Source organism: Paenibacillus luteus, from assembly GCF_006542765.1.
GTDB classification, from domain to species: Bacteria; Bacillota; Bacilli; order Paenibacillales; family Paenibacillaceae; genus Pristimantibacillus; species Pristimantibacillus luteus.
The window spans coordinates 37,506-62,162 of the sequence record NZ_SKCD01000012.1 but is presented as its reverse complement, the minus strand read 5'-3'; the positions used below and the strand labels follow the sequence as shown (position 1 = coordinate 62,162).

The window sequence follows — 24,657 nt, the reverse complement described above, 5'->3', positions numbered from 1 at the left end:
ATCCGTAAGAATGGACTAATTCCACATGGTACAATGCTCAATTGTGATTCCGAACTATAACGGACGGAAATTTCTTGAACGCTGTTTATTATCTCTGTATAGGCAAAAGGGAATTTCATTCGAGGTAATTCTCGTCGATAATGCGTCGACGGATCAAAGTCTCGATTATATCCGGTCTGATTTTCCAAAAGTCGAAATTATCGAACTGGAAAGAAATTATGGCTTTAGTAAAGCTGTAAACGAAGGCATATCCGTCTCAAACGGTGAATTTGTTGTTCTTCTTAATAATGATACGGAAGTGGAGAGTAATTGGTTAGTATCCCTGTATCATCAAATTAACCAAAGCGAATCGATTTTCTCTGTGTCGAGTAAAATGATCAGATTTGATGAACGAAATATCATCGATGACGCAGGAGATGAATTGACAGTTCTCGGATGGGCTTTCAAGCGAGGTGACGGCGAACAGGTTTCGGATTTTCGCGCTAGTGGGCAAATTTTTAGTTCATGTGCAGGGGCTGCAATCTACCGGAAATGGATTTTTGATAAGATTGGTGTATTTGATGAAGATTTTTTTGCTTACCTTGAAGATGTAGATATTGGATATAGAGCTCAATTGTATGGATACCATAACGAGTATTGTCCTGATGCAATTGTGTATCATGTTGGAAGTGGTACTTCCGGTTCTAAATATAACGAGTTTAAAATAAAGCTGTCCGCAAGAAATAACGTTTATATATTTTATAAAAATATGCCCTATATTCAGCTTTTATTGAATTTACCAATGCTATTAATTGGATTTTCAGTAAAGTATGTTTTTTTTCTAAGAAGAGGGTGGGGTAGCATCTATCTAAGAGGACTTCAAGAAGCAATAATTCATCTAAGTCATGTACAACGACAGCGTTTTCAGTATAATCATGCTTTTTTTTATTTGAGAATTCAAGAGAAACTAATTGCGTCGACCGTGAGATATATAAGGAACAGAATAATGCGTAAAAGGCAGAACTAACTACATTTAATAGGAAAGTGTGAAGCACGGCATGAAGATAATACGAGAAATATATGGGTATAGAGAATTGTTATTCGAGTTGGTGAAAAGAGACCTGAAAATAAAATATAGAAGGTCTTCTCTAGGGATCATATGGAGTGTGCTAAACCCATTGCTCTTTATGGTGATCACAACAATTATTTTTTCTACTATGTTTAAGAACCAAATTGAAAACTTTCCGATTTATTTTCTAAGCGGTCAGGTGATGTATGCTTTCTTCGCAGAATCGACTGGTTTAGCCCAAATGGGACTGATTCAAAATGGATCATTAATTAAAAAAGTATATACGCCCAAATATATCTTTCCCTTATCCAAAATTTGTTTCTCATTGGTAAATACATCGTTTTCCTTAATAGCTGTTCTTATTATTATTATCATAATGGGGTATGATTTACCGTTGACATCGACCCTGTTTTTTATCCCTGTTATTTTAATATTCCTATTCTCAATCGGTATTGGACTCCTGCTGTCCACATTAACCGTTTTTTATAGGGATATTTTACACATTTATGGTGTCTTTTTAAGCTTGCTATCATTTTTTTCTGCAACATTCTATCCGATTGAGATTATTCCTGCAACATTTAGAGGCATGGTAGAATATAACCCGGTGTATGTATTTATTAACTATTTTAGGGTGTTGGTTCTCTATGGACAGCTTCCTGACTTTAAACTAAACGCACTAGCTATAACATACACTGTATTATCTTTACTCATAGGTTATAAAGTTTATAAGAAGAATGAAAATAAAATCGTTTTATTTATATGAGGTATAATAAATGGAAAATATAGTGATAAAATTAGAAAATGTATCTGTCACCTTCGATTTACACAAAGAAAATATAAGTGGATTCAAAGAATACATAATAAAAAAAATTAAAAGACAATTAGTCACTGAAAAATTTAATGCACTAGATCATGTCTCTTTATCCATATTAAAGGGAGAAGTTATTGGTATATTAGGATTTAATGGCGCCGGTAAAAGTACTTTGCTAAAAACGATAGCGGGGGTGTTGACTCCAACTAAAGGAAATGTAGAGACTTATGGTAAGGTTGCTCCGTTAATCGAGTTAGGTGCCGGATTCGATATGGAACTGACTGCAAGAGAAAATATATATTTGAATGGTGCAATTTTGGGGTATTCTAGAAAATTTATTGAGAGTAAGTTTAACGATATTGTTGATTTTGCAGAAATTCATGATTTTCTAGATGTGCCTCTAAAAAATTATTCATCTGGAATGGTTGCACGTATCGGGTTCAGTATTGCAACAGTAGTGAAGCCCGATATTTTAATTTTAGATGAGATATTATCAGTGGGTGATTACAAATTCCAGCAAAAATGTGAAGAGAGAATTAGAACAATGATTACCGATGATACTACCGTTATCATGGTTTCACATTCTATTGAACAAATTAGAAGCATGTGCAAAAAAGCATTTTTGCTCAACCGAGGAAAGCTTATTAGCTCAGGTGACGTTGAAGAGATATGCAACCAATATATGAACATCAATTCTCATGGCAATGAGGATATAAAAGAGCAGGTCTGAGGGGAAGCTTTTCTGATGGAGTTAGATATCATTATAGTAACTTATAACTCGGAATCTTGGGTTGAGAAATGTGTTGACAGTATATCACGATGCCGTTTTCCGAAAGAAAAATTAAACCTCATTTTTGTTGATAATGCGTCTTCGGATTCAACGATATCTAAGATTGAACAAGAAATTGTTAATTACGAATCTAGCTTTGGAAGCATCCAACTGGTTCAAAATAAAAAAAATGTCGGCTTTGGTAGAGCCAATAATATAGGGGTAAAAAAAGGTAAATCAGACTATATTTTTTTCCTGAATATCGATACGGAATTATTGGAAGATTCGATTCTAAATGCTTCGATCGTTATTGAACAAAGTGACAAAAATATTGCCGCATGGGAGTTTAGACAATTCCCTTATGAACACCCAAAGAATTATGATCCTGTTACCTTATCGATAAGTTGGATTAGTGGAGCAGCTTTTATCATAAGAAGAGCTGTCTTTGCAGAAGTAAATGGCTTTGACAAGGCCATCTTCATGTATGCGGAAGATGTTGATTTGAGCTGGAGAATTCGATCTAAAGGCTATAACTTGATATATATGCCACAGTGTATCGTTTATCATTATTCCTACAAAGAAGCAAATGAAATCAAACCTAACCAATTCACCCATAGTTTGATGAATAACTTGAATTTAAAAGTTAGGTATGGTTCACTACGCCATGTTGTCATATGGCACATGAAGTTCTCTTACATGGTTCTTCAGGGTAATCCTAATCACGGACTTCGGAGAAATCTTGTATCTGCATACATCCGGAATTTGTCTATGACCCCTTTTTTTTATAGTCGCTCATTAAAAAAACTCAAACCAACCTTCGTTGGTTGGGATTACGAGGAGGAAAGGACAGGCGGATTTTATAATAATTTCGTACAACACGATTATAAACCGCTTGTGTCTATTTTGATTCGTTCGATAGGTAGAACGAAGATATTGAAAGAAGCACTGACGAGTGTAAGGAATCAAACGTACAAAAACATTGAAGTAATTGTTGTTGAAGATGGAGGCAATGAGTCAGAGAAATTAATTAAAGAAGATTTCCATGATCTGAATATTGTGTTCTTCAGTACAAAGGATAAAGTAGGACGTTCTAGAGCTGCGAATATCGCTTTAGATATGGCGAACGGGGAATTTCTTAACTTTTTAGATGATGATGATTTATTATTCCCAGATCACGTAGAAGTGTTAGTTAATGAGTTGTCTCGTCATCCTATTTCTGTTATATATTCTGTTGCTTTCGAGGTTCCTACGGAGTACTTAGCAGATGAATCTACCCTAAACCATGAATACAAAGTGGTGTTTAATAGTAAGTTCAATAGGTTGAAGTTGTTTTACCAAAATTATTTACCCATACAATGTGTGATGTTTAAGAAAGATTTAGTACGAGACAAGATCTACTTTGATGAGAATATGGATGCGTTAGAGGATTGGGATTTTTGGATGAGGCTATCACTCGATAACGACTTCTTGTTGGTAGACAAAACCACCTCATTGTACCGAGTTCCATATCATAAAACACAAGTCGAAAATCGTCAGAAAGTTCTAGACAACGCAATAGCCTATGTAAGAGAAAAACAAAAAAACTATTTTTCTAATATGAACGGATATGATGTTTCGATGAATATCATGGATTTGATTGAGCATAGCCAAACAAGCTCCTTGAAAAATAAACATAAAATACTCTATTCGCTTTACAAAATCCTATTAAAAATGATAAAAACTCTAAAAAAAATTTAAGGAGAAATTTTAATGAAAACTTGTCTAATCACAGGCGGAGCAGGATTCATTGGCTGCGAAGTATCGAAATTGATTGAGAATACATTTGATAATATCATCGTTATTGATAGTTTGCATCCCCAGATTCATAAATCTGGAAAAAGGCCGGCTCAATTGTCCTCAAAAGTACACTTATATGTCTCAGATGTTACGGACCCTATCATATGGGATGAGATTCTTTCTAAATGGAAGCCGGATTTGATATTACATTTGGCGGCCGAAACAGGAACTGGACAATCTTTAATAGAAAGCAGTCGTCACGCCAATGTGAATGTAGTGGGAACTACGCAAATGTTAGATGCATTGGTCAGAAATGATGCGATTCCTAACAAAATAGTACTTTCCAGCAGTAGAGCGGTCTATGGTGAGGGGAAATGGTTGAATGCTGAAGGGATGGCATTCTTTCCTGGACAGAGAAGCAATGAACAATTGGTAAATGGGGAATGGGATTTTGAAAATTCAACTTTTTTGCCAATGAATACAAATAACACTGTTCCTATGCCGACGAGCATTTACGGTTCGACAAAGCTTACACAGGAACATATTATCTCATGCTGGTGCAAATCTTTTGACGTTAGCTACACCATACTTCGTCTCCAAAACGTATATGGTCCAGGGCAATCATTGATTAACTCATACACAGGTATTGTTTCTCTTTTTGTGAGAATAGCCAAACAGAATCAAAGCATTCCTTTGTATGAGGATGGCATGATGTTGAGAGATTTTGTTTTCATTTCGGATGTAGCCCAAGCTATTCATGAAGTTATGTTGAGTGAAAACGCTAATGGAAAAGTTTTTGATATTGGAAGTGGTTATGGTGCAACGATTAAAGAGGTCGCTCAGTTGGTAGCGGCGCGATATGAAGCACCGAATCCGGAAGTATGCGGAAAATATCGCAACGGTGACATTAGACACGCACAAGCCGACATTTCCAATACGTTGGCTAGCTTAAATTGGAGCCCGAAAGTTTCCTTAAATGAGGGAATGAACTTGTTGTGTGATTGGATTGATGGTCAATTGGGGGAATAAAATATGTTACCATTATTAGGGAGAATTAAATATGTTGCATAAAAAATGTCTACAAATTCAATCCGTTTTATATAACAATGAAGCTCCGCGTATTATTCGATCGATTAAAAGCATTGTTAGGGCGGCAGACTTTGCTATTAATAAGCAAATTTTTACGGAAATTACGGTATATTATGGGGATGGTTCTCAAGAACCCGTGTTTACGGATCAAGAGCTCAAAGACTTAAATTCTGAGTTTGGAGAGTACATACAAATCAAATACGATTATTTTGAATCAAATTTAGGTTCAGCAAGAGGACATAACCGATTAGCTAATCATTCTGATTCTGATTTTATTATGATTATTAATCCGGATATTATATTGGCTCCTGATACGCTTCTTCAATTAGCTGAGCCGTATGCTAACCCCAAACAAAAGGTGGGGGTAGTGGAAGCAAGGCAATTACCTGTAGAACATCCTAAATCTTACAATACTAGAACCGGAGAGACGAGTTGGGCTTCAACAGCCTGTGTTCTTATCCCAAGGCTTGTTTTTGAAGAAGTAAATGGATTTGATGCGGACACATTCTTTCTGTATTGTGATGATGTTGATTTTTCGTGGATGGCTCGACTTAAAGGATATCGAATTATCTTCCAACCATCTGCTGTTGCCTTTCATGACAAAATCTTGTCTAAAAATGCAGCTTGGCAAACAAGTGATGCGGAGGATTATTATTCCGCAGAAGCAGGGCTATTAATGGCTTATAAATGGTCTAGAAACGATATTCTGGAGAATATCTTGACCTATTTCGAAAATTCAGATGTCAGTTATTATAAGAAAGCAGCTGAAGAGTTTAAGAGAAGAAAAAGAGACGGTAAATTACCAGAACAAGTTGATTCCAATCATCGGATTGGAGAGTTCATCAATAATAATTACGGCAAAATGAGGTTTTCACTATGAAAAATAAAAGCATCGATGAATATCCTTATAAATTTGAATATGCGCAAGACAATGTTTATGGTCACACGGTGAGCTTACTGGGTCAATTTGACCTTCCTAAACAAGGAATCCATCTCGATATTGGTTGCGGTTGGGGATCAATGAGTGAAAAATTGATGGAAAACCATCCAATACACTACATTGGCATCGATGCGGATCCAGATGCTGTTAATCATCTTGTTTTGGAGGGTAAAGAAGCTCACACTTATAAATTATCAAGTCTGAAAGACAATATTGAATTTATCGATAAGATTCTTAACGGACGTGCTATTTCATCGATTTCCATACTTGATGTGATGGAGCATGTATTAAATTTTGAGGATTTGCTACAGACAGTCTCTGTGCTTTCCAAACAGCATAATGCTCCTGTTGTTATAAGTGTCCCGAATTTTGCTCATGATGATATTGTTTTTAAATTGTTATGTAATAAATTCGATGAAACTAACACTGGACTATTGGATGAAACCCACATCAACATCTTTACCCAAGAAAAATTATTGGAAGTCTGCAAAAAACATGGGTTGCATCAAATTAGCAAAAAAGATGTTGTGATGGAAAAAAGTGATCAGTACTTCCCAAAAGAACTATTAACGCTTACTGAAAATTCATCTTTGCGTCAATTACTGTTAGGATTAAGAAAAAATATGGGTGCTGATGGGAAAGTCAATCAGCTCGTTCGAATGTTCATCGCAAGCCATCCTACACAAATACCTGTCAATCGACAACTAGCAAGACCATTTTTATCTATTGTGACCAGAACCGTTGGGGATAGACCGGAAGAATTGAAAGAAGTTTTGCTTTGTTTGACTGGACAAGAATGTACGGATTTCGAAGTACTTGTTGTTGGACACAACTTGACTGTGGAGAAACAATTATTAGTTGAAAGTATAATTAATGCTACACCTGAGTGGATTCGATCAAAAATCCGATTGATAAGAGTAAATGGAGGCAACCGATCTACACCATTGAATGCGGGATTTGAAAATGCCGAAGGACAGTATATGGCAATACTTGACGATGATGATATCGTGTTCAGTAACTGGGTAGAAGAATTTAAGAGTCTTTCTAATAATCACTACGGAAAGATATTAAAATCTGTTTCGGTGAGACAAGAATATGAACCTGTAAAAACTTCTTTTAGTCAGAAAACTTCTATTGCGGTTTCTGGGTTTCTAAATGATTATCCTGCAGATTTTGATTTTATTACCATGCTACATCATAACGAGTGTCCAGGATTATGTTTAGCATTTCCAAGGTCGATCTATCATGATTTTGGTTTAAGGTTTGATGAAACGATCAATACAATCGAAGATTGGGATTTCATTGTTCGTGCGGCATTTATTTGCGGTGTTGCTAGTACTCCAACTATCACGAACATCTACAGATGGTGGCTTAAGGGAGAAAGTTCACAATCACTTCATAATAACGAAGAATGGGAAGAAAATTATAGATACGTCCAGAATAAATTTAATTCTCAGTATTTAATCATGCCACCAGGGAATGCAAAACGAATTTCTTCTTTGATTAATATGCAATTAGAAAACCGTGATTCCAATAATGGTTATCCAATCAATGATGAACTGATCCGGAAAAGGGAAATCGCGCATCTTATACTTGTTTCAAACTCATGGAACATTACAAAGCCACTACGGTTAGTTAAAAGAATACTTGGTAAAAAGACCTGCGTCCCTGAAATTTTCACTGCTTCTGAATTAGAGTTAGATGAATTTATTTCAAATTCTCAAAATTCGAAGAGTTGGAAAATAACCCGAGTGTTTAGAAAAAAGTAAAGGGAAGTTGATATGAAGAACAATTGGAAAAGTATTGGTGATTGTTTCAATAGTCGTGAAAATAATTTTGATTTAATAAGGCTATTTGCAGCAATTTTGGTTGTTTTTTCACACTCTTACCCTTTAACATTGGGTTCAAATGCTTCGGAACCATTTATTAAATTAACTAATGGACAAGAGACATTTGGGGGATTAGGTGTAAGTATCTTTTTTATCATAAGTGGTTTTCTGATTACTTATAGTTTTGAGCGTTGTGCTAATGTGTATGAATATTTCAGAAATAGGATTCTTCGTATATATCCAGCATTAATCGTACTTATTCTTTTTACCGTTTTTATTTTGGGTCCTATCTTAACAACTATTGGTGGAAAAGCATATTTCTCTAATCCTGCGACATTGCGATATTTAGAATCGTTTATGCTTGTTAATATGCAATATAGTTTGCCGGCAGTTTTTGAAAACAATCCATATCCTAATGCGGTCAACGGTTCTCTTTGGACGTTATGGTACGAATTTTTCTTCTATATTGTTGTAGCGGTACTTGGATCATTAAAGATGCTGAAGAAAGTTGTTATTGTTCCTTTATTTTTATTGGTGTTGTTCGTAGCGTATAAAATAGATTCTACAGTCGCAGTCTTTCAATACTTTGAGCTTTTCAAGTATTTTAGTATGGGAATGATTGTTTACTTATTTAGAGATGACATTAAACTTAATCGATATGCTGCTTTACTCTCTGGGATTGCATTAACTTTGCTTGCGTGGTCTGGCTATTATAAATTAGGATTTATATTGTGTGGAACGTACATTATCTTTTATTTAGGATTTGGCGTAAAAAAAGTGATTAAAAAGTTTCAAGAAAAAGGCGACTTCTCTTACGGGATGTATATCTATGCGTTTCCTATACAACAAATCGTTTCTTTGTTATTGATAGACCATATAACTCCTTTTTATAATTTTGTTATAGCTACGCCGATAACTCTTGCTATCTCTATTTTCTCATGGTACCAAATCGAAAAGAAAAGTTTGCAATTAAAGAAAAAAAAACTATCAGTGTAATGGAATATTAAACGACTATTACTAAAACTGTTTAGAAAAACGAATATTGTTTTGGTAAACAGGGATTAGGTAGTGGTATTGGAGATCGTTAAATATAGTCTTTTATATTACTGTGAATTTAGGAGGGTTTTCATGAAATATTTGATCAGCCTCCTAATCCATTGTATTAGGAACATAGTTGAGTTTGTGAGAACACATGGGCATTAGGAACGACTAGATCGATCTCTTAAGGTATTTATGCGCTACCTTTCTCGAAGTCAGCTATAACATTCATAATGAAACAATAGGAGCCATTGTGAACTAGCAGCTTAAATCTTCATTAAACTGATCTGGATTGAAACAAAGAAGTCTAGGAGATGGAACAACGGTATGAGTCCGTTAAGTTCTGAACCGGTTTGTTGAATGAGTACAAAAACTATGGTGCTCTAGATATTCTCACCACAATTTCAGATAACTTTACGGACTTCTCCTTACTTATCCGTTGACTAAAAATCAGTAGTGCATCATTCATTTATATGTCCACCGCTGAAGAGGCTTATTTAGATTAATTTAAGAAATTATGGGTTAAGAAACATCCCTAATCATGCGTTCTTTGATCAAATACGGGGATAAGTTAGCCGCTTCTTTTTTGTTGTCCTCCAGAAATACGCAAGACTATCTGCCCACGAATATAATTGAAAGTTACCACAGTGAGTTGTGCAAAGAGACAATGAAGAAAGTATGTTCATAGTGACGACGTACTGTTCGAAGTACTTTATTATTCATAATGGAAGTCCTACGCACATGGAAGGTGACGCTCAAAACCATAGAGAAGGTTACTATAACTATCTGTATTGAAAACCGGGAGCTAACTTGACGAGTTAACATATTTTAATAAATTACGTAAAAATATTGACAGACTCAATACCGTAGAGTAACCGTGACTATATTTATTTCTGTGTTTTATTAAACTTGCTTGTACGATACTACATTTGTTAGTTTTGATAGGAGTTTTGAAAAATGGAAACTTATCAAGAGGAGTATAAAACTAATAATAGATATGAATGGGTAGATGTATGTAGAGGCTTGGCAATATTAGCCATATTCATTGGACATATTGCTCCAGGGGATAATGTAACCACTTTTGTTTTTCGTTATCACGTTCCTTTGTTTTTCTTTCTATCTGGTTTGTTTTTTTCAAAGAAAAAAGATTTGTCAGTTAAAAATTACATCATTAACTGTGTAAAGACTATTCTAATACCATATGCTTTCTTTTGTCTTTTTAACATTGTATATTTTATAGTTACAACAGGAAGTGACTTAGGATTAGTAAAAACATTTATAATTCAATCATTATGGGGTATTCGTAATCAAATAGGTTTTGCCGGTCAATTATGGTTCTTTACGTGTTTATTAACAATACAATTATTGTATTACTTTTTGAATAAATTGATTAGAAAAAAAATATTAATATTTATAATCTCTTTTGCATCAGCCTTAGTAAGTTCTATTATACTAAAAGCTCCAAATGATCCAACTATGTTTTTTAACATAGATAGCGCTGTTTACTATATTTTTTTCTTTTGTTTAGGGGATATTATATTTGCAAGAATCAAGGATTTCTCTTTTACGGAAATTAACAGATTATCTAAAGTGTTTTTTTCAGTGTCTGTTAGTTTGGTTTTAGCTTGTAGTTTTTTTATTTATTCAAGACCTAACGATATCGATAGGGTGATGCTTCAATTCTCGAATGATATAGGTGGTAGTTTCTTTAATTCGTATTTAATCCAGATATTAATTCTATTGATTACAATTCTCTTAATAGTTTTCAATCTTATTATTGCCTATGCTTTAAAAAAATCTTATTATCTATCATATATTGGGAAGAACACTCTGATACTTTGTGGGTTTGAAAGTATCGCAATGTCGATTGCAACAGCACTGCTTGCATTTTTTGATGTTTCTGTTAAATCTAATATAGTGTTATTTAAAGTGTTTTTAATGGTTCTTAAAGTTGAAATAACAAAAAGATTATTCTTTTCATTAATTAATAATAAAATCCCTTGGGTGATAGGCAGATATATATATCCAACAGCCAAAAGAAATTCGAAGTTTGTTAAACCTATTGGATAAATTTCTTAACTATAACAATAGAAAATTAGAGAGATTGATAGAGTAAAGGAGCTAGCGAATAAGAATTCGAATAATAACAACGGGAGAATTCAGTACCACTTCATTAGTGAGCACGATAAACAAAAAATATTCGTTCACGAGATTGTCAAAGTGGGTTTAAATTAACTTCTCGATATGATCTAGTTTGATATAAGGTAAGCTGTACTAGCAAGTGTATTACGGTTGAATAAATAGTAAGAATTCAGTGTTACTTATATTAGAATTATATTTATATAATTATAGTATAGTACCCTAAAAGGAGACTTTCTCATGAAAGGCATAATTCTAGCAGGAGGAACTGGCTCGCGCTTATTCCCCCTCACCAAAGTAACTAATAAGCACTTATTGCCAGTAGGCAAGTATCCAATGATTTTCCACTCTATTGCCAAGCTTAAAGAAGCTGATATTGTCGATATCCTCATCGTTACCGGTAAAGAACATATGGGGGATGTAGTAAATTTACTTGGAAGTGGTTATGAATTTGGCGTTTCTTTTACATATAAAGTTCAGGACGAAGCTGGAGGTATTGCGCAAGCTCTTGGATTAGCTGAAAACTTTGTGAATGATGATCAGATGGTCGTTATTTTAGGTGATAACGTATTTGATGATAGTATTGTTCCGTTCGTAAGCAACTTTAAAGAGCAGAATAAGGGAGCAAAAATTCTTATTCAAGAGGTTCATGATCCGCAGCGCTATGGGGTTCCACAATTGGATAGAGATAAGATCGTTTCTATTGAAGAGAAACCTAAACAACCAAAGAGCAACTATGCGGTTACAGGCATATATATGTATGATAGTAATGTTTTTGAAATTATCAAAACTCTCAAACCATCAGGTCGCGGAGAGCTTGAAATTACGGATGTTAATAATGTTTATATTGAAGCAAGCGAGCTAAGTTATGATATTCTCCACGGATGGTGGACTGATGCAGGTACCCACGCTTCATTGACGAAAGCAAATGAGCTTGCAAAAGATCTTACATTTGGCGAAGAGTTTGGAAAGTTAAAATTATAAAAGAATAGGTGACCTATGAAAATAATTAATTCTAGTCTACCAGGTGTTAAAGTCATAGAGCCGGCCGTATTCGGCGATCATCGGGGTTTCTTTATGGAAAGCTATAATGAAGAAGTTGCAAATGCCAATGGGATATCTCATGCTTTTATCCAAGACAATCACTCCTTATCCGTAGAAGCCGGTGTGCTCAGAGGCATGCATTATCAACTATCACCGAAAGCTCAAACGAAGCTAGTACGGGTAACGGCCGGTGCCATTTATGATGTTGTCATCGACATTCGCAAAGGGTCACCAACTTTTGGGCAATGGCAGGGGTTTATTTTAAGTGCGGCCAATAAGAGACAGCTTTTGGTTCCTCAAGGTTTTGCACATGGTTTTTGCACATTAGTTCCAAATTGTGAGGTGCAATACAAGGTAGATGCCCTCTACTCTCCAGAACACGACCGAGGCATTGCCTGGAACGATCCGGCCCTTGCGATTGACTGGCCGACATCGAATCCGATCCTTTCGGATAAAGATGCCAAACATCCAGTGCTGGCTGATGCGGAAATTAACTTTGTATATGAAGGGTGAGTTAGACTCGTGAAATTACTTGTTACCGGCGGTGCCGGCTTTATCGGGAGCAATTTCGTATTATATATGATTGAGAACTACCCCACTTATGAAATTATCAATGTGGATGCATTGACCTATGCGGGCAATTTAGAAAATTTGCGTTCAATCGAGCAGCATTCGGGCTATAGCTTCGTGAAAGCGGACATTGCCAATCGGTCTGAGCTTGAACCTCTCTTCCAGCAAGGCGTGGATGCGGTCATTAACTTCGCCGCTGAGTCGCATGTGGATCGCAGCATTTTGCATCCGGAAATTTTCGTGCAAACGAATGTTTTGGGGACGCAGACTCTGCTGGACCTGACGAAGCAATATAACGTTGCCAAGTTTGTTCAAGTGTCTACAGACGAGGTTTACGGTACACTGGGCGATACAGGGCTGTTCACGGAGGATACGCCGATTGCACCAAATAGTCCATATTCAGCCAGTAAGGCAGGCGCGGATTTGCTTGTCCGCGCGTACCACGAGACTTTTGGACTTCATGTCAACATTACTCGCTGCTCGAACAACTATGGTCCTTATCAGTTCCCTGAGAAGCTGATCCCTTTGATGATCCAGAATGCGCTTCAGGATAAGCCGCTTCCTGTGTATGGCGACGGTCTTAATGTGCGGGACTGGCTGTATGTAGAGGATCATTGCAGTGCGATTGATTTGGTGCTGCATAAAGGCCGCGCTGGTGAGGTATATAATGTTGGCGGACGGAATGAACGGAATAACTTGCAAGTGGTTCGGACCATTCTTGCGGAGCTAGGCAAGCCAGAATCGTTGATCTCTTACGTCAAAGATCGTCTGGGTCATGACCGACGTTATGCGATTGATGCCGATAAAATCCGGAATGAGCTTGGCTGGCAGCCAAAGTTTAATTATGAGGATGGCATCAAGGAAACGATTCGCTGGTATCTCAGCAATGCCGAGTGGATGGCGCAGGTAGCATCCGGTACCTACCAGCAATATTACGAAACGCAATACAAGGATCGCCTGGAGGCGAACGAATCCGATGTCTAAAATAAAAATTGTCATCACAGGCGCTAACGGGCAGCTTGGCCGTGAATTGGCAGAATGGAAGGCGGAAACGGCTGAGATCATTGGTTTTGGCCGTAATGAGCTGGATATTACAAGCTTGCCGGCATGCCGGAATATATTTGCCATTCACCAGCCTGATGTTGTAATTCATTGTGCTGCTTATACCGCTGTAGATAAAGCCGAGTCCGAGCCGGACGAAGCTTTTCGCGTGAATGCGGCGGCTACCCGAAATGTGGCGGTTGCAGCCCGTGAGGTTGGAGCTAAGCTTTGTTATATCGGTACAGATTATGTATTTGATGGAACTTCCAACATTCCTTACAACGAATATGATCAGACGAATCCGCAAACCGTCTATGGCAAGTCGAAGCTCGCGGGGGAGCAAGCCGTGCAGACGCTCCATGATCGATTTTATATCGTCCGTACTTCTTGGGTGTATGGGAAATATGGCAACAATTTTGTAAAAACGATGCTGAAAATGGCTGGCGAACGCGATCGACTGAAGGTAGTCTCGGATCAAGTAGGCTCGCCTACGTATACGTATGATTTGGCTGCCTTTTTGCTAGAGCTTGTTCATACTGATTATTATGGCATCTATCATGCATCCAATAGCGGAGTCTGCTCTTGGTTTGAGTTCGCAAATGCTATTTTTGAAGACAGCGGCACGTCTATTCTTGTTGAGCCTTGTACGACAGCAGATTTTCCGCGGCCAGCACCAAGACCAGCCTATTCAGTCATGGATCATTCGGCCATTCGGAGCAATGGTCTTCAATTGCTTCGGCCGTGGAGGGAAGCGTTAAACCACTATCTCAAAGACAGTGAGTGATAAAACCATGCCTACAGCTAGCGTTTGTATTGTGACTTATAATAGCGCAGAAGATATTGAAAACTGTCTGCAAGCTGTTATGCAGCAAAGCTTTCCGGTGGAGCGCATTGTCGTAGTAGACAATGCTTCCTCGGATGGAACGGCTGAGCGTGTAAGACCTTATGCGGAGCAGGTCCATTTTATAGCGAACAAAGTGAACAACGGGTTTGCCGGCGGCCAAAATCAGGCTATTCGGCAGACCCGTTCGGATTATGTGCTCGTATTAAATCCAGACGTGACGCTTGACCCAGACTATTTGTCGGAAACCATTCGTTTCATGGAGCAAAATCCTTTGGTTGGAAGTGCAACCGGACAGCTCGTTCTTGCGTCTAATAGAGAAATGATGGATAGCGCAGGACTTGGGATGAAGCGTACAAGAAATGCCTTTGATCTAGCAACAGGCGAGCCAACGGCCAACTGGAATGAAACCAAGCAAGTTTTTGGGGTTTCTGGTGCGGCGGCTGTTTATCGAAGAGCGATGATGGAAGACATTTCTTATGAAGGGCAATTTTTTGATGAGCATTTTTTTGCTTACAAAGAGGATGTCGATGTGGCTTGGCGTGCACGGAAGCTGGGCTGGACTTCTTATTATGTGCCTGCAGCGTATGCCGTGCACCATCGGGGCTGGAAGAAAGGCGGGCGCAGCAGCGTTCCGTTGTTTGTACGCCAGCATTCCTATCAGAATCGGTTTTTTACACTATTGAAAAATGAACCGATAGGTTGGCATTCTGTAGTGATAGGTCCATGGATTGCTGCTGCTGAGATTATTAAGTTAGGCTATATTGTCCTAAGGGAGCCAGGCTTGCTCCGCTGCTGGCCAGCGATTTTTCGCAGTATGCCAGACATGATGGCTAAACGTAAGTGGCTCATTCAGAAAGCAATGCAGAAGAATCTTCAATAAGAGATACACTAGGAGTAAAAGTGAAGCAGAGCCTCCGACTCTTTATGGGAATATATGGGGTTCTCCTCGCTTGCTATATTTGGTACAATGCAGATAGAGTCGAAATTTAAGAGAATGCAGGTGATAACGGCGAATGTTAAGGCAAAATCAACGGTTCTTGACCCAACTGTATATGTTGGCGGATTTATCTTGTACATTGGTCGTCTTTATGGCTGCGTATTGGCTTAAATTTTATAGCGGCCTGCTTCCAAGCTATAATTCCGTATCGTTTTCTACTTATTTATTATGGGGGACGATCTACTCCTTTTCGGCGGTTCTCGTTGGGTTTTATTTTCAGTTTTATTCACCCAAACGCCGCAAGAATTATTCCTATGAAGTGTTAAGAATTTTGCAGATTCAAACGATCAGCTTTCTTGGGCTGCTGAGTTTATTTTTCTTTACGCGCGAGGTACATATTTCCCGGGAATTTCTCGCCATTTTCTTTGTTATGAATTTTGTCGCGATCACGGTATACCGCTACTGGGTGAAATCGATATTAGCTTCCTTCCGCCGTAAAGGCTTCAATAAACGGTTCGTGCTCATCGTAGGCGCGGGTTCGGTAGGGCGCAGCTTCTATAACAACTTGCAGCAGCATCCGGATTTAGGTTATGAAGTTGTCGGCTTTCTGGACGATTACCATAAGGACCATTCGCAAGAGCATAGCCATATGAAGCCGATTATCGGCATGCTGGATGACTTGAAGCGGAAGCTGGAGAAACATCCGATTGATGAGGTTATTATTGCGCTGCCGCTTGAAGCTCATGAGAAGTATGCTGAAATTATTGAAATATGCGAACAGACAGGCGTGAAGACGCTCATTATTCCAGACTTCTTCGATTTGCTGCCTGCACGTCCGTTTTTTGACAATTTTGCAGGCATACCGCTAATTAACGTAAGGGACATTCCACTCGATGAGCTGAGTAACCGAATTTTGAAGAGATGGTTTGATATTGCTTTTTCGATTGCGGCTATTATAATGACTTCTCCCATTATGCTATTTATTGTTATAGGTCTGAAGCTGACTTCTCCCGGCCCCATTCTCTTTAAGCAAGAGCGGATGGGACTGGATCGCAAGACGTTTCCGATGTTTAAATTCCGTTCTATGCATGTATCGACGGATGCGGTTTCGGATACGCAGTGGACGGTCGAAAATGATCCGCGCCGGACGAAGTTTGGCAGCTTCCTGCGCCGGACCAGCCTGGATGAGCTGCCGCAGTTTTTTAATGTGCTGCTAGGGCATATGAGCGTTGTCGGACCGCGTCCGGAGCGTCCCTATTTTGTTCATCAATTTAAAGAGAAAATTCCGAAATATATGATTAAGCATCAGATTCGGCCCGGCATTACAGGCTGGGCGCAAACCAACGGTCTCAGAGGCGATACGTCGATTCAGGACCGGATCATGTTCGACATTTTTTATATCGAGAACTGGACGTTTTTCTTCGATATCAAAATAATTTTCAAAACGGTACTGAAGGGCCTGATGAACAAAAATGCATACTAACCGGGAATCAGCTTCTAAAGTATCGGTCATTATTCCAACCTTGAATGCAGGCACTGAGCTGGAGCAGCTGTTAGAGCGGCTGCAACGGCAGAGCGTGCTGCCCTACGAGATTATTGTTATTGATTCCTGCTCGACCGATGGAACGGCGGAGCTGGCGCAAAGAGCAGGCGCACGCGTGATGAAGGTGGATCGAGCGGAGTTTGACCACGGCGGCACGCGCAATAGAGCGGCTATGGAGGCGCGAGGCGATATACTCATGTTTATGACGCAGGATGCGCTGCCATATGATGATAAGCTCATTGAGGAGCTGATCAGGCCGCTTGCCGAAGGGGATAAGGTTGTTTATGCTTATGCGAGACAAATCGCCAGACCCGAGGCTACGTTGCTGGAGAAGCTGGCACGGCAGCATAATTATCCGCAGCAATCGGAGGTCAAGAGCTACGAGGATATCGAGCAATTAGGCATTAAGACTTTTTTTTGTTCCAACGTTTGCTCCGCGATCCGGCGGGAGACGTTTGAGAGCATGGGACGCTTTCAAGAGCCCGTTATTTTTAATGAGGATTTGTTTATGGCGGCAAAATGTGTCCTGACGGGTTATAAGGTAGCTTATAGTGCCAAAGCCGTCGTTTATCATTCACATAACTATACGGTCATGCAGCAATTCAAGCGTTATTTTGATAACGGCATATCGATGCGCTGCAATACCTGGATTACACCGTACAGCGCCGTAGGCAAGGCAGGCTCCAAGCTCGTGAAGCTGCAGCTTAAGGAGCTGCACCGCAAGCGCCAATGGCTGCTCGTTCCGAAGCTGGTAGCTGAATCGGCGGCCAAGCTCATTGGTTACAAGCTGGGGATGAATTATCGGCTCCTGCCTGCCTTTGTTACCCGCAAATTAAGCATGCACCGTCTTATTTTTGCTCAACTGGAGAATAACGGGGCAAACGTTACTTTGAAATCTTAATCAGTTTATTCGTATATAAGTCTGAACGGTTAACGATAACCGGCAGGCTTTTTTTTGTGCCCTAGTATACGTTTCTTTACTGCCGCTCAAACTAGAGAACACTTGTCATACGGGGATGGTCAAGGCGAGAAAGAGGTGTTTGAATGGCAGTTTGGTGCATTTGGCTGACGGTAATTCTTGCCGCTTATATTGCCCAAATCGGTGCTGTTTTTGTAATGGAGCACCGTAGGCCAGCACAACTGACCGCATGGCTGCTTCTTGTTTTTATCTGTCCATTTATAGGCTTTGCAGCCTATCTGCTGCTTGCCAAGCACTTTACTAAGCGCAGACGAATAGAACGATTTAAGCATGAAGCGGTACAAAGGGCGAATCAGATGTCAGAGCAGGTTAGCGCATTAGTGGACATCGGCAACAAGCAGTTGGAAAGACAGGAAAAGCTGTATGCGATGCTTCAGGGACTCGCACCATTTCCGATTACGCGCAGAAATGAGGTACATGTACTCACGAATGGCCATGACACTTATGAGGCGATTTTGGAGCAGCTGGAGCAAGCGAGCCATCATATACATATGGACTATTACACGATACGAGCGGATGAAATCGGTAATCGTTTCCTGGAGGTGCTTACCCGTAAAGCAAGGGAGGGTGTGGAGGTTCGGGTTGTCTATGACGGGATAGGCAGCTTATCGCTAAGTGAAGCCTATATTGCTGAGCTGAGACAAGCAGGCGTAAAGACCAGCTGCTTTCTGCCGCCACGACTAGCCTTTTATGACAGGCGGCTCAATTATCGAAATCATCGTAAAATCGTTGTCGTAGATGGCAGGGTAGGCTTTATCGGAGGCATTAACATCGGAGATGAGTATTTGGGGAAAGACCTGAAGTTGGGCTTTTGGCGCGATACCCATTTGCGTTTGGAGGGGGATTCGGTCTATTACCTTCAGGAGTTGTTTATGAATGATTGGGCGTTTGCTGCTAAAGAAGAGCTGGGCGGCAAAGCTTATATGCCTCCGCATACATGCGATGAGGAAGAACGCGTATTGATCGTCTCTAGCAAGCCGGGCAAGCATGACCAAAAAATCGCTGAGGTGATGTTTGCGGCAATCACAGGCGCTAGCTCGCGGATTTTTATTACGACCCCCTACTTTATACCCGATGCATCCTTGTTAATGGGACTTCGGACAGCTGCGCTTAGCGGAATTGACGTCAGGCTCATTATTCCAGGACTAGGGGACTCCAAGCTGGTGCTGCTTGCCACGCTATCTTACGTAGAGGATTTATTGGAAGCGGGAGTAAAAGTGTACCGTTATCAAAAAGGTTTTGTTCATGCAAAGGTAATGATTATCGATCATATGCTGGCAACCGTTGGCACGGCCAACGTAGATATGCGCAGCTTGTACTGCAATTTCGAGCTGAACGCGGTGCTGTTCGATGAACGCACAATAAACCGGCTCGAGGCTGACTTTATGGAGGATATGTATTTCAGTAAGCAACTAGAGCTATCTGCTTTTCGCCAAAGGCCAGGCTGTCAAAAATGGGCTGAATCCCTGCTTCACATGCTCTCGCCGCTGCTTTGAACGATGCATGACTGGCCGCTGTTTCGGGCATATTTTGCATAGTGGCTTAGCAACGCAAGCCGTCATAGCGGACACCAAAACGTTTTATAGGCGCCAGAGGTCGCCGATGGCGTTTTTGTTTGTCCGCAAAACTTTTGGGAGGGCATACCGTGGCAGATACGAACAATGAGGAAAAACAAGCGGCTTCCGATCCAAAGCATGAGGGCCGAGAGGATTATTTTATGGATATTGACCGAATGGTGAATGAAGGCTTGGGTGGCGGTAACGTGACTCTGCAAAATGGTCTTATCGATGAATCCACCACGGATACGATGGAGCAGGAATCCAAATAAACACGTCGGCGCATTCTGCGCTGACTAGTTCGAATGAAGGAGGGATAGAACATGGATACAGCGCGAGCAAAGCAAATCTACGAATCGGACCAGACCTTTGCCGTCCAATTGGATGAGGATTCCGTCTGGATCGAAAATATCGATGAAGCGAACGGGATGGCCACGGTAACGGTCGGCAATAACCCAATAAATACGAAAACCGTTTCCTGTGACCGCTTGAAGGAAATTGACAAATAAAGGTCAAAGCGAATAAAAAAAGAAAGAACCGAATGAACCATGCATCACGCATGTGTTTATTCGGTTTTTTTGTATGGTAAAAAATGAAATTTTATCCTAGAATGGATCATGGTCTTATTTCTTTAACGCTGTACAGATGAGAGGGCGATGGGTTTGATGAAACAAGGGCAAGGTCAGCAGGTAAAAAGCTCCAGATGGTTCAAAGGCATGATTGGTTTTACATTAGCGCTGGGCCTATTGAACGGAACGATGAATGTACAGCCTGCCTATGCGGCGGGGGGAGAAACGAGTTCGGTGCAGGCTGGGACAACCCAGGCTAAGAAGCTTATCTCGGAAGCCGAAGCGTTTAATTATGCTGCCAAGCTGCTCCCTGAGCTGCTGAAAGTAGCAAAAGCAAACGTAAAGATTAGCTTTGATGAATCCGATCCATTAAGCCCGGCTTGGAACATATCTTGGAAGAAGGATGTGTCCTCAAGCAATTATGAGGGTCTCGTTCAGGTCGATGCACGGAAAGGGCAAATCATTAGCTATTTTGATTCCGATCATGCCTCAGCGAAATCAAGCTATCCATTAAAAGCGACATTAGAGCAAGCGGAGGCGAAAGCCAAACGCTTTATCGCGAAAGCCATCCCTGCGATCAAAGAAAGCGATTTGGTTTTGCAGCCGGAGTATACGGAGCAAAGCAGACCGTCTCTTTTTTCCTCGGCATATTATTCCTTCCAATATTACTTGAATATTAATGGTTATGCTTCAAAAGAAGAGAATCTTAGCATTACGATGAACGGAAACGGTGACGTGGTCGGATTTGGAGCTTACCTTTCTAACCGGGATTACCCAAAGCCGGATATAAAATTAACGAAGCAGCAAGCAGAAATCAAATTTAAGGAAGAGCTACAGCTAGAGCAGTATTACCTGCCTGTCTATGACGATAATTATAATCCTATGTATACACAGAATAATGAATACCGCTTGGTTTATGGAGAAGTGGAAAATGAAACGCCTTTTATCGATGCTAAAACAGGAGAGGCGTTAGGCGCATGGAGTGGAGAAAATGCGGAAGAACCGTCCATTCTCTCCGAGTTGAAATCGACGGTCTCTCCATTAAAGATTCCGGTTAGCGGTAAATTGACGGAGGAACAGGCCTTGGCATCCCTTTTGTCATCGATTAATCTTCCATCTGAATATAAGAAAGACCGCAGCAGCTACCTGGAGGATTGGTACGGGACAGGTTACCCAGCGTGGGAGTATATTTTGCAGTACCAAAAGGAGAGTAGCAATAAAAAAGCGGTTACTGCTTACATCAATGCCAAGACAGGCGAATTGCTTGCTTTGTATACGGATGGCAGCGGCAGTGAAGAGATGACAGATACCGAGACCAAACAACCATCCATTACGATGCAGACGGCAAAGCAGAAAGCGGTCGATCTGGTTACAGGCATATTCCTAAATGCAGCTAAATACATGCGGATAGATAGTGATGTTAGCACGTATGAGTCGAATGGAGAGACCATGTACCACTTCTATTTTGCACAAGTATTTAATGGCATCGGGGTTGCGGACAATTATACGACTGTAACTATCAGTGGCGACGGTCAGGTATGGGAATATCGCCGTTCTTGGGCAGATCCTGAGCAATTGGAGAAGAAACTTACGCTTCTTCAACAAAATATTTCCTTGGAGGATGCTCGCAGCAAATTTCAAAAAGCAAAGAGTGCCGATCTTATGTATATTCATCAGAGATCAGAGGATTTGGAGGGGGAATACGAAACAACAGCAGTCAAGTTAGTGTATTTTCCACTTACCAATAAATCGAACGATTATTATGTTGTCAATGCTGTATCGGGAGAACTCGAACTTGCCTATGAGGAAGAACAGTATCCGGAAGAGGAGGCTATCGTCCAGCCAACGGATATTGACAAGCATTGGGCGAGAACTTCGCTTGGAGCCATGGTGGAATTCGGTATTCTGGAAACAGACGAGGATGGACGGCTTTACCCGGATTCAACGATCTCAATCAGAGATTGGATCGTCATGCTGGAGAGGGCTTTTTATCCCAATGATGATTATTATGGACCTAGTCCGCTTGATATCATTAGAGAATTTGATGAATTTGAAGTCGAGAATTTGGATGAGGAATACGGGGATTATTATTACGAGGAAGATTGGCTTGAGGCTTATAATGACAAAGAGCCGGAATTTTTCGAAAAAATGCTGACGAGGGATCAGCTGGCATTAATGCTTATGCAAATGCTCAATTATGACAAGCTCTCTGCCTTTATGAACAAAGAGAAGGATGTTACCGCTTTAAAGGATGCAGCTTCCATTCAAAATAAAGGGGCTGTAGCACTAGCAATCAAGCTCGGGTTGCTGACGCCTACGGCAGGCAAGTTCAACCCGAATGCGCCTGTGACAAAAGCGCAGACTAGCGTTCTGCTGATTCGCCTAGCTGCTTTGCAGGATAAGCTGGATTCCCCACTTATCTCCTAACGCGCCTCAAAAAAAGCTGGCTGCCCATACGGCAGCCAGCTTTTTCTTTGAGCTTATTCAACCGCCATAGGCGTCCCGGAACGCGGCGCACAGCTGAGCGCGGTCCACCTCCCACAGCTCCGCAATCTCTGCGCTAACGCTCTCGTCCCACCAATCGGATTGAACCTTGCGATTGCTTTCGTTCTCGACGATCCATTTTAAATTAAGAATGACCTTTTTAAAATAAAGCGCCTCGGCTTGATCCATTTTCTCCTTGGAAATCCACAGCTTCATCCGCTTCACGGTGCGGTAAAGCTCGTTGCTGCAGGCCCTCCGGATTTTGCGCGCACTCGGATAGCCGGTGTTATGCTTTGGCGCGTTAGCTTTCATAGAAACCGACTCCTCTCTGTTCCATATGTATGCATGGGGAGAGGAGGCGGTCACTAGCTGAATGAAACAAGCTTTAATTGTTTGGCAATCAGAAAGGTAGTGCGTTCATAACGTTTATTGAACTACGATATAACCGACCATCGGACCGCCATGGCGCATATCGGTATGCGTCATGCATTGAATCGGATAGGTTCCTTTCTTGTCCGCTGTAAACCTTACAATGGTCGTTTTTCCTTGAATGACCTCACCGGTTATGCCGAGGCCCTCAATGGTAAACGGATGGCTGCTGCCGTTGACTCCGCTGATTTGCAGCTCAGTCAGTTCGCCTCTGTTCACAATAATGGTGCCGGGGTCCCAGCGGTAAACATCGAGCTCTTTGCCATCAGCGGTTGTCATCGTGTATTCGCCTGTAACCAACTGAAAGATGCGTGCTTCCGAAGGTTGCGCGTTAACCTCCCTCGACTGGTTCCAGCTCAAGTAAACGCCAGTCAAAATAATCAATGCTGCAACTACGATAAACAGCTGAATCTGTCGTTTGCTTACAATAAAAACCTTGGACATGAAACGATCACCTCATCCATTCGTATGATTTAAGGCTAGTCTATGCAAAGGCTTGTCAGCACATGACAAAAGTGGAAGGCTGTCCTTATCGTATGTTAAGATAGCCTCAGTGTTGGAAAAACAAGCAATCGCTACATTTAAGAAGGAAGGCGGATTGAGAACAGAAATGGATTTTATTCATGAGGTATTGGATGGCTTGTTGCAGTGGATTGAGAGTTTAGGGTACTTTGGTATTTTAATCGGATTGTTAATTGAGGTTATTCCGAGCGAGATTGTTCTAGGTTATGGAGGTTATCTTGTATCGCAGGATAAGATCAGCTTCTGGGGAGCCGTTCTGTTTGGTACTTTAGGAGCGATTGGTCAAAACTGGATTTTGTATTGGATCGGCCGGTACGGGGGGCGCCCAATCGTTGAAAAATACGGGAAGTATATCAAAATCAAGCAGAAGCATGTCGACATTTCGGAGAAATGGTTCAATAAGTATGGTGTCGGCATCGTGTTTACCGCACGTTTTGTGCCGGTGATGAGACAGGTGATTTCGATCCCGGCAGGCATGGCCCGCATGAATTTTGGTTTGTTTACACTGCTTACTGCCCTTGCTTCACTTCCATGGTCTATTTTATTTGTTTATTTGGGCAGCTCGCTTGGCGAGAACTGGGATAAAATTGATGAGAAAGCCGCACCTTACGTACAGCCTGCGATATTAATCGCCATTGCGCTGCTTATCGTCTATGTGCTGTTCAAATTTGTGCGTTCGCGCGGCAAATCGGTATAATGG

General features: G+C 40.6%; 23 protein-coding genes. 21 read left to right on the top strand and 2 right to left on the bottom strand.

Annotated elements, in window-relative coordinates; genetic code table 11:
* Positions 1 to 43 precede the first annotated feature (43 nt).
* The 20 genes from E0496_RS11730 (at position 44) to E0496_RS11635 (ending at position 22,949) form a co-directional block, all read left to right on the top strand.
* On the top strand, positions 44 to 1,006 hold the full coding sequence (locus tag E0496_RS11730; protein ID WP_241674734.1) for a glycosyltransferase family 2 protein: 963 nt from the start codon (positions 44 to 46) through the stop codon (positions 1,004 to 1,006).
* A 31-nt stretch (positions 1,007 to 1,037) separates the two neighbouring features.
* On the top strand, positions 1,038 to 1,811 hold the full coding sequence (locus tag E0496_RS11725; RefSeq protein WP_141501877.1) for an ABC transporter permease: 774 nt from the start codon (positions 1,038 to 1,040) through the stop codon (positions 1,809 to 1,811).
* Between the two features lie 10 nt (positions 1,812 to 1,821).
* Positions 1,822 to 2,589 carry an ABC transporter ATP-binding protein gene (locus tag E0496_RS11720; protein WP_141501876.1) on the top strand — a complete coding sequence of 256 codons (768 nt, stop codon included), beginning with the start codon at positions 1,822 to 1,824 and terminating at the stop codon, positions 2,587 to 2,589.
* A 15-nt stretch (positions 2,590 to 2,604) separates the two neighbouring features.
* A complete protein-coding gene (locus E0496_RS11715) occupies positions 2,605 to 4,365 on the top strand; it encodes a glycosyltransferase family 2 protein (protein WP_141501875.1) in 1,761 nt (586 codons plus the stop codon).
* A 12-nt stretch (positions 4,366 to 4,377) separates the two neighbouring features.
* The gene (locus tag E0496_RS11710) at positions 4,378 to 5,433 is read left to right on the top strand and encodes an NAD-dependent epimerase/dehydratase family protein (RefSeq protein ID WP_141501874.1); all 1,056 of its coding nucleotides are present in this window, start codon (positions 4,378 to 4,380) and stop codon (positions 5,431 to 5,433) included.
* A 31-nt stretch (positions 5,434 to 5,464) separates the two neighbouring features.
* On the top strand, positions 5,465 to 6,373 hold the full coding sequence (locus E0496_RS11705) for a glycosyltransferase (protein ID WP_141501873.1): 909 nt from the start codon (positions 5,465 to 5,467) through the stop codon (positions 6,371 to 6,373).
* On the top strand, positions 6,370 to 8,202 hold the full coding sequence (locus tag E0496_RS11700) for a methyltransferase domain-containing protein (RefSeq protein ID WP_141501872.1): 1,833 nt from the start codon (positions 6,370 to 6,372) through the stop codon (positions 8,200 to 8,202). The genes E0496_RS11705 and E0496_RS11700 overlap by 4 nt, the downstream gene beginning before the upstream one ends.
* 12 nt (positions 8,203 to 8,214) lie before the next feature.
* Entirely contained in the window at positions 8,215 to 9,258 is a 1,044-nt protein-coding gene (locus E0496_RS11695; protein WP_141501871.1) for an acyltransferase family protein, read from the top strand.
* 999 nt (positions 9,259 to 10,257) lie between these two features.
* A complete protein-coding gene (locus E0496_RS11690) occupies positions 10,258 to 11,370 on the top strand; it encodes an acyltransferase family protein (RefSeq protein ID WP_139995966.1) in 1,113 nt (370 codons plus the stop codon).
* 309 nt (positions 11,371 to 11,679) lie between these two features.
* Positions 11,680 to 12,423 carry a sugar phosphate nucleotidyltransferase gene (locus E0496_RS11685; RefSeq protein ID WP_139995968.1) on the top strand — a complete coding sequence of 248 codons (744 nt, stop codon included), beginning with the start codon at positions 11,680 to 11,682 and terminating at the stop codon, positions 12,421 to 12,423.
* 15 nt (positions 12,424 to 12,438) lie between these two features.
* Entirely contained in the window at positions 12,439 to 12,996 is a 558-nt protein-coding gene (gene rfbC, locus E0496_RS11680) for a dTDP-4-dehydrorhamnose 3,5-epimerase (RefSeq protein WP_141501870.1), read from the top strand.
* Between the two features lie 9 nt (positions 12,997 to 13,005).
* Positions 13,006 to 14,037, top strand: a complete 1,032-nt coding sequence (gene rfbB, locus E0496_RS11675; RefSeq protein WP_141501869.1) for a dTDP-glucose 4,6-dehydratase — start codon at positions 13,006 to 13,008, stop codon at positions 14,035 to 14,037.
* Positions 14,030 to 14,878, top strand: a complete 849-nt coding sequence (rfbD, locus tag E0496_RS11670; protein ID WP_421923703.1) for a dTDP-4-dehydrorhamnose reductase — start codon at positions 14,030 to 14,032, stop codon at positions 14,876 to 14,878. Before rfbB ends, rfbD begins: the two co-directional genes overlap by 8 nt.
* On the top strand, positions 14,871 to 15,818 hold the full coding sequence (locus E0496_RS11665; protein ID WP_241674733.1) for a glycosyltransferase family 2 protein: 948 nt from the start codon (positions 14,871 to 14,873) through the stop codon (positions 15,816 to 15,818). Before rfbD ends, E0496_RS11665 begins: the two co-directional genes overlap by 8 nt.
* 133 nt (positions 15,819 to 15,951) lie before the next feature.
* A complete protein-coding gene (locus tag E0496_RS11660; RefSeq protein ID WP_141501867.1) occupies positions 15,952 to 17,358 on the top strand; it encodes an undecaprenyl-phosphate glucose phosphotransferase in 1,407 nt (468 codons plus the stop codon).
* The gene (locus E0496_RS11655; protein ID WP_141501866.1) at positions 17,348 to 18,319 is read left to right on the top strand and encodes a glycosyltransferase family 2 protein; all 972 of its coding nucleotides are present in this window, start codon (positions 17,348 to 17,350) and stop codon (positions 18,317 to 18,319) included. The genes E0496_RS11660 and E0496_RS11655 overlap by 11 nt, the downstream gene beginning before the upstream one ends.
* Before the next feature lie 143 nt (positions 18,320 to 18,462).
* Positions 18,463 to 19,893, top strand: coding sequence for a cardiolipin synthase (cls, locus tag E0496_RS11650; protein ID WP_141501865.1), 1,431 nt, complete (start codon positions 18,463 to 18,465; stop codon positions 19,891 to 19,893).
* 149 nt (positions 19,894 to 20,042) lie between these two features.
* Positions 20,043 to 20,225, top strand: coding sequence for a hypothetical protein (locus tag E0496_RS11645; RefSeq protein ID WP_139995984.1), 183 nt, complete (start codon positions 20,043 to 20,045; stop codon positions 20,223 to 20,225).
* Positions 20,226 to 20,276: 51 nt separating this feature from the next.
* A complete protein-coding gene (locus E0496_RS11640; RefSeq protein ID WP_141501864.1) occupies positions 20,277 to 20,462 on the top strand; it encodes an H-type small acid-soluble spore protein in 186 nt (61 codons plus the stop codon).
* A 156-nt stretch (positions 20,463 to 20,618) separates the two neighbouring features.
* Complete coding sequence (locus tag E0496_RS11635; RefSeq protein WP_206669752.1) at positions 20,619 to 22,949, top strand: YcdB/YcdC domain-containing protein; 2,331 nt, start codon at positions 20,619 to 20,621, stop codon at positions 22,947 to 22,949.
* 57 nt (positions 22,950 to 23,006) lie between these two features.
* On the opposite strand, the gene E0496_RS11630 is transcribed toward E0496_RS11635, so the two are convergent.
* Both E0496_RS11630 and E0496_RS11625 read right to left on the bottom strand, forming a co-directional pair.
* Entirely contained in the window at positions 23,007 to 23,318 is a 312-nt protein-coding gene (locus E0496_RS11630; protein WP_141501862.1) for a dehydrogenase, read from the bottom strand.
* A 114-nt stretch (positions 23,319 to 23,432) separates the two neighbouring features.
* Positions 23,433 to 23,879, bottom strand: coding sequence for a cupredoxin domain-containing protein (locus tag E0496_RS11625; protein WP_141501861.1), 447 nt, complete (start codon positions 23,877 to 23,879; stop codon positions 23,433 to 23,435).
* 166 nt (positions 23,880 to 24,045) lie between these two features.
* On the opposite strand from E0496_RS11625, the gene uptA reads away from it, so the two are divergent.
* A complete protein-coding gene (gene uptA / locus E0496_RS11620; RefSeq protein WP_139996071.1) occupies positions 24,046 to 24,654 on the top strand; it encodes an undecaprenyl phosphate transporter UptA in 609 nt (202 codons plus the stop codon).
* The last annotated feature ends 3 nt before the right edge of the window (positions 24,655 to 24,657 follow it).